The following is a 16,801-nucleotide window of genomic DNA, read 5'->3' as shown; positions in this document are numbered from 1 at the left end:
AAAAATCCGATAAATTTTTAAAAATATTTAGTTTTATTAAAATAACAAATTAATTATTTTACACCTGCTTGCAACAAATCATGCAAACTGATAATCCCGACCAACTGTTTTTTATCATCTAACACCAACAATTGATTGACCTTTTTCTCATTCATTATTGTTAAAGCGTCCGATGCTCGCACGTCTTGGGCAATGGTTTTTGGGTTTTCGGTCATCACGCTGTCAATCGTGGTGCTAAGCGTAATGTTTTTTGCCAATGCTCGGCGTAAATCGCCATCGGTAAACACGCCCACCACTTGCTTATCACCATTGACAATCACCGTCATGCCAAGCCGTCCGCTCGTCATGCTAAACAAGGCTTGTTCCACGTTGGCAGTCTGTGCAATAATCGGCAAATCGGTACTGTGCATCACGTCCGAAACCTTTGTCAAAAGGCGTTTGCCCAATGCCCCTGCAGGGTGCGACAAAGCAAAATCGTCCGATGTGAAGTTTTTGCTATGCACCAACGCCACCGCCAACGCATCGCCCAATGCCAAAGTTGCTGTCGTGCTAGAAGTCGGTGCAAGCCCAAGCGGACAGGCTTCGTCCGATGCCCCTAACGTCAAGGCAACCGTAGCCGATTGCGGTAAAAAGCCACGTTTATCACGACTAATACTAATCATCGGAATGTTAAGTTTTTCTACAACAGGCAACAAACGGCGGATTTCGTCCGATTGCCCCGAGTTTGAAATAGCGATTAGCACATCGCCTTTGACAAGCATACCCAAGTCGCCATGCCCTGCTTCTGCTGGGTGCATAAAAAACGAAGGCGTACCTGTTGATGCAAAAGTCGCCGCCATTTTGCGACCGATATGCCCTGACTTGCCCATGCCTGTTACCACGACCCGCCCTTGACAGTTTTCTAGCAGTTGGCAAGCAGTAATAAATCGCTCGTCAAGCTCGTTAATCAAAATCTCTAAGGCTTGCTGTTCGGTGCGAATGGCATTAATGGCGTCTTGTAAATAGCTGTTTTGTTCGGTTGTTGTCATAAAAAACCTTTTTATTTATTTTTTAAAAATCTGTTTATCATACTTTAATTTTTATGACAATTCAGTATGTAATTTGTCAAACAATCAAATGTCAAAGCGTTATTTTATCATTTTTTGACAAAGTTTATCAAAATAAAAAAACCTGCCAAAAGACAGGTTTTTTATCAAGCAGATTGATATTAAAATTTTTGTTCTTCATCGTTTTGGTCGTTATCAAAACCTTCGGTTTCACTGTCAAAGCCCTTATTTTCAAAGCCTGCGTCAAAACCACGCTCACTAAAACCGCTACGGTCAAAACCACCGCCAAAGCCTGCACCACCTGCAAAACCACGTTGTTGGTCGTTATCAAATCCATTATCAAAACCAGTACGTTCACCAAAACCACGTTCGTTGTTATTGGCAAAACTTGGCGTTCGGCTAGTAACCGTACCAAAGCCACGCCCTGCACCGCCGTATTGTGGCGACTCAAAGCCTGCTGGACGCTCAAAACCCATGCCAGTAGCTTGTGGAAAAGTACCGTTTGCAGTCGCTGGTAGTGTGCCTGTTGCGGTGCGTGGGTTACGAGCTGGGACAACGGTAGAAATGGCGTGTTTGTAGACCATTTGGCTGACTGTATTTTTTAATAACACAACATATTGGTCAAACGACTCAATCTGACCTTGTAATTTGATACCATTTACCAAAAAAATAGATACAGGAATACGGTCTTTGCGTAATGAGTTTAGGAATGGGTCTTGTAGGGTTTGACCTTTTGACATGGTGATTTCTCCCAAAAAGTGTATCACGATAAATTATTGTTATACTAAAATAAACTTTTATGTATCAATTATAAAGTTGTATTAAAAAAAGTTTATTTTGCCGATTTCTTATTCATTTGTCAATGTAAAATATTATACGAGTTGGTTTTTTAATGCTTGTACGCTTAAAAATTGTTGTACGTTATGCCGTTCAATGATTTTTTGTGTGCTTAACAGCTTTCGCATCCATGTATATTGGCGTTTTGCTAACTGCCTTGTTGCATATAATGCCTCATTTTGCATGGCTTGTCTAGCCTCAAGCATTGATATTTGTGGGTTTTTCGTTATTTTTTCCAAAAAATCCCACGTTTGGCGATAGCCCACGCACCGCATGGACGGCATATCAGCGTGCAAATTATAATTATTTTTTAAAGAAATAACTTCTTCCACCAAGCCTTGTTGCCACATCTGTTGCAAACGTAAATCAATGCGTTCGTGTAGCCAATTTCTATCTGGCATGACACAAAAAATTGACCAGTTTTGAGCAGGATTGTCCGCTAGTGCAATGTTCGGCTGATTTTGCCATTCGCTTAACGGTTTGTTGGTTTGTAAAAAAACTTCCACCGCTCGTCCGATACGTTGGCTGTCGTTGGGTTTGAGTTTTTGTGCCAAAATTGGGTCAATTTGGTGTAAATATTGGTGCAAATGCTCAATACCGTGCGTGGCTATCATCTGATTAACGGTTTCACGAGTGGCGGGCAAAGTTGCAGGAATGTCGTTAATACCGTCCAAAATCGCCATGTAATACATCATCGTACCGCCGACCAATAGCGGAATTTTGCCGTTGGCATGGGCAAAATCTATTTCTCGTTTGGTGTCATTGATAAAGGTAGCTACACTATATGTTTCGTCTGGTTTAATAATATTCACCAAAGCGTGCGGATATTTTACTAATTCTTTGCTTGTCGGTTTGGCTGTGCCGATGTTCATATCTCGGTAAATCAAGGCACTATCAACGGAAATTAGGTGGTATTTGCCTGTGTCGTAGAGTTCGTAGGCGAGTGCGGTTTTTCCGCTAGCGGTGGGAGCGATTAGACAGATGACGGATTGCATTTTTTAGTTTTGGTTTACGCTTTAAAAAATAAAAGAACTTTAGGTATTTTACCATAAAAGCCATTTTTATAAAATCAAATCCGCATAATGAATTTGTTTTGCTGATTTTAGCCAATCATTGATTAACTTTTGTTCAATATTGCCATTTTGCACAAATGCACTTTTTACCCAATCATTCATCGCTTGCAATGGATTTTCTGCTTTTAACAAAATCCCATTTAACAAACTTTGTTGGCTAATATTTAACAAAAACAAACTTTCATTGTAATGAATAGCCAATGTTTTTTGACTATTGTTATCAATAATTGAAAGAATTAACGGTAAATTGATTGTATTTTTGACAAAATTTTCATGATTTTTTTCAAAATTTTGCGTAAAATGTTGAATAACATTGGTATTTTTTTTATCAATTTGATGAATATTTGTTTGGTAATTTTCTGTATTATTTACTTGATAATCAACGATTTTTTCAGAAACTTTTAGATTATTTTTAACTAAATTTTCAGTTTTATTTGTCAAAATCGGCTGATTTATCGTTTTTAATTTTTCAAGTAACGCTTGATTAAGATAGCTTAAAATATTGGCAAGTTGTTGAATTTTAACGTTTTGTTTGCTTGGGTGAATATTGACATTAATCCACTCAATCGGTAATTGAAAAAACAACGCATAGCCCAACTGCTCAAATCCTGCTTGACGAGCGACTTTTTGCAAGGTTTGGCTAATGGCTAAATCGGTTACAAGTCTTTGATTTATATAGATAAGTTTTGGTAAATGTTGGTTTTGTTGCTCGTTTGGCGTGAATAAAAAACCTGACACTTTCGGCTCAATCGTGTTTGCCATATTTTGATTTAACAAACTAGAAAACGATAAAAAAAACTCGTAATGTTGGTTTAAATTTTGATTTAAAGCGGTTTCTAATCGGTGTAAATTGTCGTTTTTTTGACAAGGTAAATTTAGCCGACATTTGTTCTGATGATACAATTCCAAATGAATATCGGCAAAACTAATGGCGATTTTTTGGACGATTTGTTCAATATGACTAAATTCTGTTTGAATGCTTTTTAAATGATTTCGCCTTGCAGGGACGTTAAAATACAAATCTCGGACGCTGACGGTCGTGCCTTTGGTTTTGACAATCGGCTGAATGTCGGCGTGGCTTGCGTCATCGCCCGATAGGGTGAGCTGTCGCCCAATGCCTGATGTGTCGTGGCTCGTGGCAAGCGTGAGATGCGATACGGCACAGATAGATGCCAACGCTTCGCCACGAAAGCCAAGCGTGTCAATGCCTGTGAGCTGTCCGACATCGGCAAGTTTGCTCGTGGCGTGGCGTGTTACCGCCAAAATCATGTCGTCTGGGTGAATGCCGTTGCCGTTGTCGGTGATTTGGATTAGTCCGAGTCCGCCTTGTTCTATGTCAATGCGAATGTGGGTGGCGTGTGCGTCTATGGCGTTTTCTATGAGTTCTTTGACGACTGATGATGGGCGTGTAACGACTTCGCCAGCGGCGATTTGGTTGATTAAAAGTGGCGATAATTTGTGGATACGATTAGACATTTAATTCAACAATTTCAACAAGTCTATCATCATTTTCAAGGCGTTTGATGTCAATGGTTACATTTGGTTTTGTCAAATAGCCTTCTGCCCTACTCGCCCATTCAATAATTACCAAACTATTCGGATCATCTTGATACTCATAAAACCCAATAAATTCCAACTCTTCTGGGTCGTTTAAACGATACAAATCCGCATGATACACAGGCTTAACTGTGCCATCTGTCTGTGTAATGCGATACGGCTCAACAAGGGTAAAGGTGGGACTTTTCACCGCACCATTATGCCCCATTGCTTGTAGCCAATAGCGTGTCAAAGTCGTCTTGCCCGCCCCCAAATCGCCCGATAGCCAAACGCTACCTGTCAGATTCATGTTGGCAAGCTCATTGGCTAGGGCTTGGGTGTCAGTTTCGGATTTTAGGGTTATTTTTTTCATTTAACTTGCAACTTCACCGTTGGATTAACAAACTTTTCCCCATTAATTAATTTATCATACATTTTTGGGTCGCTCCATTCATTTTTGACTTGTTCGCTAAAAGCAAAATCTTCCAATTTTAACTCGCCCATTTGTACATTTAACACATCTTCTTCAAAACATTGAGCATAGCCTGTTGCCGTTTCGTGAGCAATGACCGAATACACCTTGACATCGGTTTCGCCATTTTGCATTTGGGTTTGTTTTAAAATTTCTCTTACCCAAAAAAACACCACACGGCTAAACTGCTCAGCAGACGGCGACACAGGCAAGCTAATCCAACGCTGACTAAATTTTTTGCAAGCGTCAATATAATCGGTGTCATCTTTATCCCAAAAACAAATCGCATGGTCAAAACTGTCAATAATATCCTTGATAGACGATTTTAACAGCCCAAAATCATACACCATCTGTCCGTGGTCTAGGCGGTGGGCTTCAAGGATTAATTCAACTTGGTAGCTGTGTCCGTGAATGGAATATTTACAACGGTCGGAGCTACAGTTTCGCACGATGTGGGCGTTTTCAAATTTAAATAGTTTTCTAATTCGCATGGTTTTTTTCAATTTTTAAAAGGTTGGTGTTATTATAAAGCCTTTTGACAAAATCAGCTATTTTTCCTGTGATTTTTTTTGTGAATATTGACTTTGATTTTTTAAACAGCGAAATTTATGCTAATATAAGGTTTTTAACAACAAAAGAGCGAATGATGATTAGTGTATTGGTGGTAGATGACCACGATTTGGTGCGAATGGGTATCACTCGTATGTTAGCCGACAGCCCAGATATCAGCGTGGTGGGCGAAGCGGACAATGGCGAAACGGCAATTTTGCTTGCCAAACAGCTAAAACCAGACGTGATTTTATTAGATGTCAATATGCCAAACACAGGTGGACTAGAAGTTACCAAACGGTTGTTGCAAAACGACAAAAACACCAAAATTTTGGCAGTCAGTTCCCTTGTCAAAGAGCCATATCCGTCCATGCTGATAAAGGCTGGCGTAAATGGCTACATCACCAAAGGCACACCACTTGACGAGATGATAAAAGGCATCAAAAAAATCGCTCAAGGCGGTCGTTATTTTAGTGCGGACGTTGCCGAACAGCTTGCCGATATGCTGTCGGAAAAGTCCGAATCACCTTTTGAACAGTTAAGCGAGCGAGAAATGCAAGTGGCGATGATGGTGGTTAATTGCCAAAGCCCACAACAGATTGCTGACCAATTATTCGTGAGTGTCAAAACGGTGAACACTTATCGTTATCGCATTTTTGAAAAATTAAATATTGATAGCGATGTCAAACTCACCCACCTTGCCATGCGACATGGGTTAATCCAACCTTAGTTTTTAAACAAAAGATGACAGAAAAGTGAAAAAATACATGATTACCAATCCGATTTTTTTATCCATTTTTGATAACGATATCCAAAAAAATAAGCAAAAACGGCTTGGTATGATTTATGGTTTTTATCGCATTATCATTGCGGTATTTTTTAGCATGAATTTTTTGGTGGCTATCCAAAAAAGCAATCAAGACTTGATGGTAATTACCAATTTTTTGCCGACTTTTATTTATGTTTTTTTTGCGATTGGTATGCTGATTGCGTATTATTATTATCCACGCAATTTGTTATTGATGTTTAGTTTGACCATTGATGTGCTGGCTTTGTCGTTAATGCTGTATTTTAGCGGTGGCAATAATGTGCAGATTATTTTGTTATTTTTTGTACACGTGGCGTGTTCGTTTATGCTGTTACGCAATAGCCAAGCGATTTTGTTAACGGTATTTGCCATTAGCCTTGTGATGTATCAAGAGTTTTATCAGCCGTTAAAAAATGCGTTTAGTTATAATGCGTTGAGCAATACGGGGATTGTGATTGCCAGTTTTATCATTGTGGGTTATTTGAGTGATGCTTTGTCAAAACGTGTGCGACACATTGAAGCTTTGAATGAAAAACACCTGCGTGAAGCCGATGCGGTCAATGCCATTAACAAAAAAATCGTGCAAATCATTGAGCAAGGCGTGATTGTCATTTCACATAATTTAGAAATCATTGTTGCCAATGATACGGTTATCAATCAGCTACATTTGCCAACAAATATCAGCAATTTTTGTTTAAAAGACATCTCGCCAGCCCTATCAGCCGTGCTTGAGCCACTTATCAAAGATGATGAGAGCAGTACCATTTATCGGCAAATCAATCATAGCACCGACCAAAAAATGCACAGTTTTACTGATTATCGGCTACGCATTACCCAATTGGATAATCAATATGCGTTGATTTTGGTAGAAGATTTACGCCGAGAACAAAGCCACGCCCAGCAGTTAAAACTCGCTTCATTGGGGCAATTAAGTGCCAGTATTGCCCACGAAATTCGCAATCCGTTAGCGTCAATCAGCCAAGCCAGCCAGTTGTTAAAAGAAGAAGCCATGTACGACAATTCGTCATTATCCGAAGAAGATGTAATGTTATACGACATGATTTATCGACAAACACAACGAGTGAATCAAATCATTGAAGATGTTTTAAAACTCTCTCGCCAACAAAAACCCAACCAAATTTATATAGAACCCAGAACATGGCTACCTATTTTTATTAAAGAAAGTTTTAGCGGTCATGATGTTTTTTTACATTGTCATACAGACAGCGGATTTTTGTTTGACCATTATCAACTTGAACAAGTGTTAATCAATTTAATCAACAATGGTTTAAGATTTAGCAGTAAATCCCACCCTCATGCCTTTGTTACCTTAGAAGTTTATGAAGACAGCAAATTTGTGTACATTGATGTCATTGACACAGGAGCAGGCGTAAAACCTGAGGATATCAGCAGTTTATTTAACCCATTTTTTACCACCGACCATGAGGGGACGGGATTGGGATTGTACCTTTCTCAAGCCTTTTGCCAAGCCAATCATGCTGATTTACAATATATTCCAGAGCATGAAAACACGTGTTTTCGGATTAGTTGTGATAAAAAATTTATCCGCTCACTTTTTAGCCAACATTTGGCATAGCACAAAATGCCAACGTTAAAGAAAATTTACAAATAACAATTTGCAACTTATTCATTTAATTGATATATTAGACCTCTTTCCAAACTAACCCAACTCGAAATTATAAATGGCACAAATCAAATTAACCCTTAAGCCAAAGCGTTTTCTGCGATTACGATAACGACAGGCTAGGATTTTAAAACGTTTGATTTTGCCGATAACATGTTCATTGGTTACCCGTTCAGAAGCTAATTCTCGATTGGCTTGTTTGTCAACTTTAGATAGTGGATTAAGCTTGGTTTTCTTTTTTGGGAATTTGCTATTGGCATGGTGTTTGTGTATGCCTTGATAGCCCGAATCTACTTGGATTAAGATACTAGGCTTTATACGCATTTTTGAGTATTGGTAAAGTTTAAAGTCATGGGTTTTACCTTTGCTAAAATGGGTACAAAGTATTTTTTTGCTGTTTTTATCGACAACGATTTGTGCTTTTAAGGTGTGGTGTTTCTTTTTACCTGAGTATTGCCTGCGTTGCTTTTTTTGGGTCGCTCACAAGGTACTTCGGTTGCGTCTATCAGTACGGTTTCAAGGTTTGGGTCTTGCCATAAAGCCTTTTTGCTAGGTAGGGCAAAGTCTTTGTGGGCTATCAGTATGCTTTCTACCCATTTGATGGTTTTACAGACAGCACTTTCACTGATACCAAAGTCTTGCCCTAGGTGAAATTGGGTGCGATATTCTCGGTAGTAACTCAAAGTCAGCATGAGCTTGTTTTCTAGGCTGATTTCATTTTTCCTGCCACCTTTTTTGTGTTGTTCGTTGTATGCTTCTTGTAGTATGGTGAGTATATGAGTATAGGTACTTCTTTGGATGCCAAAGTAGCGTTTAAATTGTGCGTCACTGAGTTTTTCTGCTTGTTCGGGTATCATGCTTTTGCTGTTTTTTCTAAAAATCAGTATTATACCAAATCACTATTAAGGTTTGGAAAGAGGTCTATTCAGAATGCCATTTTTAAAGTAAAAAAATATTTACAATTTTTTATCAACCCCAACGTTTTATTGAAAACGTTTTCACAAAAAGGACGATGCTATGAAAAGCAATCAAATTTTACAAGATCTCAAACAAAAATATCCACATGAACCCGAATTTATCCAAGCGGTTGAAGAATTATTAGAAGACATCGCACCTATGTATGATGACAACCAAACTTATCAAGATTTGGATATTTTGGGACGTGTTACCGAGCCTGACCGTATGTTTTCATTCCGTATCAACTGGGAAGATGACAAAGGCAATATTCAAGTGAATCGTGGCTGGCGTGTGCAGTTTAACAATGCGTTAGGACCTTATAAAGGTGGCATACGTTTTCACCCAACGGTTAGCCCATCAGTGTTAAAATTTTTGGGATTTGAACAGATTTTTAAAAATGCGTTGACAGGATTGCCAATGGGCGGTGCAAAAGGTGGCTCTGACTTTGACCCAAAAGGTAAATCAGACAACGAAATTCGCCGTTTTTGTTACGCTTTTATGCGTGAGTTAGCCCCTTATGTCGGTGCAGATATGGACATACCAGCGGGTGATATCGGCGTGGGCGGACGTGAAGTGAACTATATGTTTGCCATGTACAAAAATATGAGCCGTGAATTCACTGGCGTATTGACAGGTAAAGGCGTTGGGCATGGTGGTAGTTTAATCCGTACCGAAGCGACTGGCTTTGGTTTGGTGTACTTTTTAAAAAATATGCTAGACACCGCCAATGACACCATCACCGACAAAAAAGTACTGATTTCAGGTGCGGGCAATGTCGCAAGCTACGCTGCCAAAAAAGTGATAGAATTAGGTGGTAAAGTGATTACACTCTCAGACTCCGTTGGTACATTGCATGATGCAGAAGGCTTTAGCCAAGAAAAAATTGACTGGGTCATCGCCCAAAAAGCCAGCCGAAAACCTTTAAAAGATTATGTCCAAAAATTTGGTGGTGAATGGCTAGAAGGCAAACGCCCATGGGCAATCAAGGCCGATATCGCCCTACCCTGTGCCACCCAAAACGAAATCAACGCCACCGATGCCCAAAATCTGGTAGACAATGGTGTCAAATATGTTGCCGAAGGGGCAAATATGCCAAGCGATGCTGATGCCATCAGCATTTTCCAAAACAACAACATAATCTACTCGCCAGGCAAAGCATCTAACGCAGGTGGTGTCGCTGTCTCTGGACTAGAAATGTCGCAAAACTCAGTCCGCCAATACAGTAGTTTTGAAACTTTGGATAAACAATTACAAGACATCATGAAAAATATCCATGACGCTTGCGTAGAATATGGCACATCTGACGATGGCAAAATTGACTACAAAAAAGGTGCAAATATTGCAGGCTTTAGCCGTGTGGCTGACTCATTGGTTAATTATGGTATTTTATAAGCCCTTTTATCATACAATCAAAAAAGCCTTAAACGTGTGTTTAAGGCTTTTTTATAGTTTAACAAAAAATTTGGCAAAATTAGGTAAAACGACGCATACTCAAATTTGAAATAATATTTTCAGCATCTTCCCAACGGGTTTTTGAATCAGGTGCACCGAGCAATACCACGATAGAAGGGCGACCATTAACATTGGTTTCAAACATCACACAGTTACCCGCTTCACGGATAAAACCTGTTTTTGAAAAACCGATATTGTAAAGACCATCACGCACCATATAGTTGGTACTTCTTGCTGAAATGCTACGATAACCTGATGACACATTGTTCACGTCAAAATTACGGTTTGGCGTGGTAGAAAATTGGCTAATCAAATTATGACGATATGCCAAACGTCCCAAAATCGCCAAATCTCGTGGCGAAGACACATTGCGAGCGTCCAAGCCCGATGGGTCATAAAATACGGTTTGGGTCATGCCCAAATCACGGGCTTTTTGGTTCATTTTTGCCATAAAACCATCATAACCCAATGGGTCGGTACGTGCCAATGCTTTGGCGGCTGGATTTTCTGATTTCATCAGCATCATCAGTAGCATTTCGGCACGGTTCATTTGGTCGCCGACTTTTAGGCGGTCACTGCCTGATTTTTTTGGCGTTTTAAAATCCAACGAATCCACGGTAACAATATCGTTCATGTTCGCACCCGACTCTGACACAACCAAAGCCGTCATCACTTTACTAATAGAAGCGATTGGACGTGCGACATCGGCATTTTTTTCATAAATTACCTGACCTGTCAACGCATCAACCACCAACGCACCTTTTGAATTAGCATAATAATAGCTACTATTTGACCAGTTACTATTGGCATTATTTGAGTAGCTATTTTGGTAATTGTTTTGATAATTGGTTTGTGGAGCGACGCTGACCGTTTGCGTGGTGCGAGTATTGCTACTCACATCGGTATTATTATACATAATCGCTTTGGCTTTGCTTAAGCTATCTTGACTACCCCAACTGATTTTGGCTTGACCTGATTGCAATGCTAATTCAGAATGTCCTTGTATACTTGCGACTGCAAGTACGCTGAATGCAAAACTGCTTGTTAAGAGCTTTTTCATGGCTTGACCACCGTATGTTAACCGTATGTTAAAAAATAAGAACCTGTATTCATAACGTTTTTGCAAAAAAGTGTTTGTTAAAAATTGTAAAAGTTTACTGCGTAATATTGTGAATACAGGTCCTAAAGACGAAACAAAGAACATACACCCAAGTTTGACAAAATGTGTGATAGGTTCTTTTTATAAGTTTTTAGTATCAATATCTTAAGTTTTTTTAATAAATTTTGGCAAAAACGTTAAGCGAGATACTTCATTTTTTATTGTAATGAGGCAAACTCAACAAAGCAAAACAAAACCGATAAACGGTATTTTTTTATACAATTTTTAGCAAATCTGTTACATTTTTTTAAGATATCTTTTTAACAAAACAATTAATTGGTATTTTGTATCTTTTCCACACGGTACAAGCCATTTAAATTTGCTAATAAAATGGACAATAAAATACCACAAACACAAACAAATACCAAATATAATGCTGGTGCTAATGCCAGTTGTGGCGATATCAAAGTCAAGAAAAAGGGTAGCGATGCCCCTGTGATGGCGTACGCCAAGTTATAGCCCAAAATCAAGCCTGAGCAACGCACTTTGACATGAAACAGACGCACACAAACACTCGGCACCATGCCAATGACCCCACTAAAAAAACCAAAAATCACATAATACAACAACAAAAAATCACTATCTTTGCCCAAATGGTAAAAAAATAAAAAACTGCTAATGCCCAAACAAATACAACCCGTACCAAATACTCGCCCCAGATTAAATCTATCAGCACAATAACCAAATACCAACGCCCCCAAACTGGCAAACAAAATCGCCACATTATTGGCAATCGCTATCTCACTACTGTCCACATCAAAATACTGCACAGCGATATCTGGCAATAGCAAAAATACGATTAAATACACGCTTGATGTGAACCACGACAACAAAAAAGTAATGACAAAACCATAACGGTATTTTTTAAACACCCGTTTTATTGGCAAAGTTGTTAAAATCTCACCCTTTTGTTTGGCATTTTTCCAAATAGGCGTTTCTACCAAACGATATCGCAATAAAATGGTAATAAATGAACAAATCGCCCCCAAAATCAATGGAATCCGCCAACCAAACTGCATCATCTCATCTACCGTCAACATCTCGGACAAAGTCGCACTTATCAGATTGGCAAATAAAACAGGCAAAATTAAACTGGTAATAATCAAACTACTTGCCCAACCAATATGCCAACGTGGTACTTGTTCAATCACATACACCCAAGAAATCGGCACTTCCGCCCCTATTCCCACGCCTTGTAATAATCGCACTACCACGAGTAACAACACCGCCCACGACCCTATCATCTGATAAGTCGGCAAAAGTCCAATAACAAGTGTCATCAAAGCCACTGTCGCAAGGCTATACAACATCACTTTTTTTCTGCCAAACCTATCAGCACTATCGGCAAATATCATACCACCCAACGGACGAGAAACATAGCCAATAAACACCAATGCCAAAAATCCGAGCTGTTTTAACTCATCATCTAAATCTTTTGGGAAAAACGCATGAACAATCGCATCATTAAACGAAAAATACACCACAAAATTAAAACAAGTAAAGAATTCTGCCAATGCAACCAACAAAATAATCTGTTGTTCTTTGGCGTTTAACACTCGCAACTCTTCGGTTGTATCCGACATAAAAGGCATACATCACCTTAACAAACATTTAATGAAAATTAACAAAACAAAAAAAATAACACACAATTATAAACAAACTGCTTATAAAATAATTAGATACAATGTCATATTTTTGTAATAAACATTTTGGTGATGTTGAAAATATAAGTTTTTGTAAGTTAGGTAGAGCAAAGCGATACTCAACACAAATAATTAAATATTGGATAAAAAGTTATAACAACCACTGAATTGGCAATACCGAAAAAATCCGAATCCATGTGCTATTGACCAATGACAAACGGGGTTCATTGGCTTTATTTAATACAATCGGTCTGTCTTCGTCCAACGTTTGCCACACGATACGGTTTTTATCTGATAACATTAATTTGTAGCTAATATTTAAAATATTATCATCAAACATTTTGTGCATGGCTTTGGCAAGTGCAGGGTCATAAATCACCACGCCAAGCTCAGTATTGATATTGGCGGAGCGTGGGTCCACATTGTATGAACCGATAAACGCCAATCTATCATCAACCGCAAAGGCTTTGGTATGTAGGCTTGTGCTGATTTCATTGCGAGATAAACGGGGCTTTTTGATACGCAAATCCGCATCAGCACTGGACTTTAGTTCGTACAATTTCACCCCTGCTTTTAGCAAAGGCAAGCGTGCTTCGCTATACCCTACGTGAACGGTTGGCACATCGGTAGAATCAAAAGAATTGGTTAAAATAGTTACATTCACACCATCGGCGACCAGTTGATTTAGCTCTTTGATGCCACGATTGGTCGGCACAAAATAAGACGAAACCACAGTAAAATCATGCTTTGGTGTGCCAATACTCTCTCGTAATTGCTCAACCAGACGTTCAGATTTGTTGTCTTTTTTTAACAATTTTTGCACATTGTCGGCAAAAAAATCAATTTTTGCCCAACGAAATTTTAAGCGTTTTTGGGCTAATACATCATTCAACGCATGGTGATGACTACCCAATGCCAAAGCTGGCGTTTGATAAAAATCTTGACTATGAAACCATTGTTCATTTTTTTTGATTTTATCAAGACTATCAAAAAAACGTTGCTCCGTATTTATCATATGGATTTTATTGGTTTTATTATTCACTTCATAAGGCAAAACCAAGTTTTCAATATCATAACTGATTGGACTATTCCAATATTGTTCAAAACTGTCGTTGATACTGTCCACCACCTTGCCCGCAAGTAATACATCAAGGTCAAAAAACTCATTTTTGGTATCACTGCGTAAATATTCATTGCCAATATTGCGCCCGCCAATAATAGATAATTGTTTGTCAAAAGTCATACTTTTGTTGTGCATTCTACGATGATAACGTGGCATGGCTACCGCAAAATTAGCAGGAGTCAGCGAGCGGATAATTTTTGGGTTAATATAACGTACCGCAATGTTTGGGTGGCTCGCAAAAGCCAATAATAGTTGGTCAATTTTACTGTCGGTATTTAAATCATCTAGCAACAATCGCACTTTGACACCACGATTTGCCATATCGTACAATTGCTTGAGCATTAACTGCCCTGCTTCATCGTTGTGCCAAATATAATATTGAATATCAATGCTGTGCTTGGCTAAATCGGTCAACATACTGCGAGAAGCAAAGGCATCACGACTGGTAATAATCGGATAATAACCAGACAAATTTTTATCCGTTGGCGGTGCTGTTTGGCTAATTTGTTGAATTAAATCGGTTTTTTTAGAAAGTTTTGGTTGTAGTTGTTGTGATTGTTGGGTTAATAATTGGCTTTTTAGTGAATGTGGTTTGACAGGTAATTGTTGGCAAGCGGTTAAAAAAATCGCAACCCATGTCAAAAAAAACCATTGAACTGTTGAATGATATTGAAAAATTTTTAAAAAACTTTTGACAAAATTTGGCTGAACCATTGACAATGCTCACAAACAAGACCTAAAAAGGACAGATAGTTTATCAATTCTTAACAAAATTCGCTACTTTATCCAAAAAATTTCATTGTAAAAATTTGTTACATTTTTGCCAGAACATAAAAAAACTCACAAAAATTTGTGAGTTTTTAAATAATAGTTGAATATTTAACTGTTTAGTTTTTTGGCAAATTTTCTGGCAAATAGCTACGCAAATATGCAATCAATGCAGAAGTCGCTTCACGGCGATAAGTATCGCTGATTTTGCCTTCTGAGCGGTATGCCAATTGTAGAACACCGTTGATAATGCCATAACCGACCAACATTTGTTTTTGAATGCTGTCAAAGGCTGGCATTTTGTATTGTGCTGACAATTTATCATAAATCATACGAGTGATTTGTTTTTCCACTTCACTGCCAAATTGATTGTTTTCAAAGGCTGGTGTGTTGGTTTCATAAATCAAACGAGCGACTGTGGGGTCAGTTTGAATCGCTTCAACACCTGCTTCAATCAAACCTGACAAATAATCTTGCCAACGGCTGTATTTTGCCACATCAACAGTTTCTAACTTGGTGATAATTTCGCTCGTGTTTAGGTAGCGTAATGCCAAGAAAATCGCTGATACATTTGGGAAAAAGTGATACGCTGATGCACGTGGAATGCCCGCTTTATCGCACACATCTGCCAAAGTAATTTCAGCAATCGGACGAGTAGCTGAAAGCTCTTTTGCGCCTGCCAACAGTTTTTGACGGCGTAAACGACCTTGTTGGCTGGTAAATTTAAATTTGTTTGGAACAAGACGGCGTGCTAACTCTGAATCTGCCAACACGTTGTCAATTTTTTCATCATATGATGTTGCCATAATAAACTCCTCAAAAGGTGAATGTTTAATTTGTGCTTGATGATTAAGTTATCATGTTATTCTTTTAGTTTTTCACTAATTTTTTTGAAAATAACTTAAAAATTTTTCAATATAGCTTTACTGTTGGTTATATTGAAGCAAGCAGCCAAATGATTGCCGTTATAATAACAAAGTTTAGTTTGGTATTAAGTATGTTTATTGTTCTGAATTCTTAAGACACTCTAAAACTTTGTAAATTTATTTTAATCATGTGCTAAAATATGCCCAAATCCTGATTAAAAAAAAGCATAAAAAGCCAAAAGATAATCTTTTGGCTTTTTGATTAATAACAAATTGTTACTAACTTTGTGTATTATACACGATTTTCTGGAATAATGCGATACCATGCATCACGTGCTGCTTGACGAGCTTCTGCCCATAATAGAAGTGAATCGCCTTTGACTTCGTTCCATGAACGCTCTAAGTCTGACTCAACGTCTTCAAAGCGTGTGTTTGCGTCATAGCGTGGACGGTTGGCATAACCAACTGCATACGCTGGCTGATAATCACGGTCATAGTCATATTCTGAGTTGTAATATGCTGTGCTAACGTATTGACCACGCCAGTAAGTATCTTCAACGGTTGGGTCAATTTTTTCGGCAACGCTATGACCTGCTGAACCACCAATCACTGCACCGATTGCACCACCGATTAATGCACCCAGTGGACCACCGATTGCACCAATCGCCGCACCTGCTGCTGCACCGCCTAAGCCACCAATACCAGTACCGATAGGGTGTGAACCAGGTTCGCCTGTGATTGGGTCTGCATTCAAATCTTCACGCACTTCTTCTGGGGCTTCTTTTACGATATCACGGTTAATATTATCATAATTACTCATTTTGATTTTCCTTTTTTTGATTCAAAACATTGAGTTAAGAAAATTAT

At 38.6% G+C, this 16,801-nt stretch carries 15 protein-coding genes; 3 read left to right on the top strand and 12 right to left on the bottom strand.

Annotated features, from left to right (window positions below):
* Nucleotides 1-53: 53 nt before the first annotated feature.
* From ACGTJS_RS07935 to ACGTJS_RS07910, 6 genes are all read right to left on the bottom strand, one after another.
* A complete protein-coding gene (locus ACGTJS_RS07935; protein ID WP_315043614.1) occupies nt 54-1,028 on the bottom strand; it encodes a KpsF/GutQ family sugar-phosphate isomerase in 975 nt (324 codons plus the stop codon).
* A gap of 179 nt (nt 1,029-1,207) precedes the next feature.
* Nucleotides 1,208-1,786: an RNA chaperone Hfq gene (hfq, locus tag ACGTJS_RS07930; RefSeq protein WP_410471678.1), complete on the bottom strand. Its 579-nt coding sequence runs from the start codon at nt 1,784-1,786 to the stop codon at nt 1,208-1,210.
* A gap of 132 nt (nt 1,787-1,918) precedes the next feature.
* Nucleotides 1,919-2,878, bottom strand: coding sequence for a tRNA (adenosine(37)-N6)-dimethylallyltransferase MiaA (miaA, locus tag ACGTJS_RS07925; protein ID WP_315043618.1), 960 nt, complete (start codon nt 2,876-2,878; stop codon nt 1,919-1,921).
* Nucleotides 2,879-2,944: 66 nt separating this feature from the next.
* Nucleotides 2,945-4,432 carry a DNA mismatch repair endonuclease MutL gene (gene mutL, locus ACGTJS_RS07920; RefSeq protein WP_315043621.1) on the bottom strand — a complete coding sequence of 496 codons (1,488 nt, stop codon included), beginning with the start codon at nt 4,430-4,432 and terminating at the stop codon, nt 2,945-2,947.
* Nucleotides 4,425-4,865 (bottom strand): tRNA (adenosine(37)-N6)-threonylcarbamoyltransferase complex ATPase subunit type 1 TsaE, encoded by a 441-nt coding sequence (tsaE, locus tag ACGTJS_RS07915; protein ID WP_410471677.1) that lies wholly within the window; start codon nt 4,863-4,865, stop codon nt 4,425-4,427. The genes mutL and tsaE overlap by 8 nt, the downstream gene beginning before the upstream one ends.
* Entirely contained in the window at nt 4,862-5,455 is a 594-nt protein-coding gene (locus ACGTJS_RS07910) for a 6-pyruvoyl trahydropterin synthase family protein (protein ID WP_410471676.1), read from the bottom strand. Before ACGTJS_RS07910 ends, tsaE begins: the two co-directional genes overlap by 4 nt.
* A gap of 155 nt (nt 5,456-5,610) precedes the next feature.
* Between ACGTJS_RS07910 and ACGTJS_RS07905 the strand changes: the two genes are divergently transcribed.
* Both ACGTJS_RS07905 and ACGTJS_RS07900 read left to right on the top strand, forming a co-directional pair.
* Nucleotides 5,611-6,243: a response regulator gene (locus tag ACGTJS_RS07905; protein ID WP_315043961.1), complete on the top strand. Its 633-nt coding sequence runs from the start codon at nt 5,611-5,613 to the stop codon at nt 6,241-6,243.
* Between the two features lie 25 nt (nt 6,244-6,268).
* The gene (locus ACGTJS_RS07900) at nt 6,269-7,918 is read left to right on the top strand and encodes a sensor histidine kinase (protein ID WP_315043955.1); all 1,650 of its coding nucleotides are present in this window, start codon (nt 6,269-6,271) and stop codon (nt 7,916-7,918) included.
* 84 nt (nt 7,919-8,002) lie between these two features.
* Here ACGTJS_RS07900 and ACGTJS_RS07895 read toward each other — a convergent pair.
* A protein-coding gene (locus ACGTJS_RS07895) for an IS5 family transposase (protein ID WP_410471675.1) occupies nt 8,003-8,823 on the bottom strand; the annotation gives its coding sequence in 2 pieces (ribosomal slippage) (nt 8,003-8,439 and nt 8,439-8,823; 822 coding nt in all).
* 160 nt (nt 8,824-8,983) lie between these two features.
* On the opposite strand from ACGTJS_RS07895, the gene gdhA reads away from it, so the two are divergent.
* A complete protein-coding gene (gdhA, locus tag ACGTJS_RS07890) occupies nt 8,984-10,315 on the top strand; it encodes an NADP-specific glutamate dehydrogenase (protein ID WP_315043957.1) in 1,332 nt (443 codons plus the stop codon).
* A gap of 79 nt (nt 10,316-10,394) precedes the next feature.
* On the opposite strand, the gene ACGTJS_RS07885 is transcribed toward gdhA, so the two are convergent.
* The 5 genes from ACGTJS_RS07885 to ACGTJS_RS07865 all read right to left on the bottom strand — a co-directional run bounded on the left by ACGTJS_RS07885 (nt 10,395) and on the right by ACGTJS_RS07865 (nt 16,754).
* Nucleotides 10,395-11,435: a D-alanyl-D-alanine carboxypeptidase family protein gene (locus ACGTJS_RS07885; RefSeq protein WP_410471674.1), complete on the bottom strand. Its 1,041-nt coding sequence runs from the start codon at nt 11,433-11,435 to the stop codon at nt 10,395-10,397.
* Nucleotides 11,436-11,806: 371 nt separating this feature from the next.
* On the bottom strand, nt 11,807-13,117 hold the full coding sequence (locus ACGTJS_RS07880; RefSeq protein WP_410471673.1) for an MFS transporter: 1,311 nt from the start codon (nt 13,115-13,117) through the stop codon (nt 11,807-11,809).
* A gap of 211 nt (nt 13,118-13,328) precedes the next feature.
* Entirely contained in the window at nt 13,329-15,014 is a 1,686-nt protein-coding gene (locus ACGTJS_RS07875) for a phospholipase D family protein (RefSeq protein ID WP_410471672.1), read from the bottom strand.
* A gap of 173 nt (nt 15,015-15,187) precedes the next feature.
* Complete coding sequence (locus ACGTJS_RS07870; RefSeq protein ID WP_410471671.1) at nt 15,188-15,874, bottom strand: TetR/AcrR family transcriptional regulator; 687 nt, start codon at nt 15,872-15,874, stop codon at nt 15,188-15,190.
* A 352-nt stretch (nt 15,875-16,226) separates the two neighbouring features.
* Nucleotides 16,227-16,754 (bottom strand): glycine zipper domain-containing protein, encoded by a 528-nt coding sequence (locus tag ACGTJS_RS07865; protein WP_315042097.1) that lies wholly within the window; start codon nt 16,752-16,754, stop codon nt 16,227-16,229.
* Nucleotides 16,755-16,801 lie beyond the last annotated feature (47 nt).

This window comes from Faucicola mancuniensis, from assembly GCF_046523945.1.
Classification (GTDB): domain Bacteria; phylum Pseudomonadota; class Gammaproteobacteria; order Pseudomonadales; family Moraxellaceae; genus Faucicola; species Faucicola mancuniensis.
The sequence above is the reverse complement of the archived record's forward strand: the minus strand, read 5'-3'. Positions and strand labels throughout refer to the sequence as shown.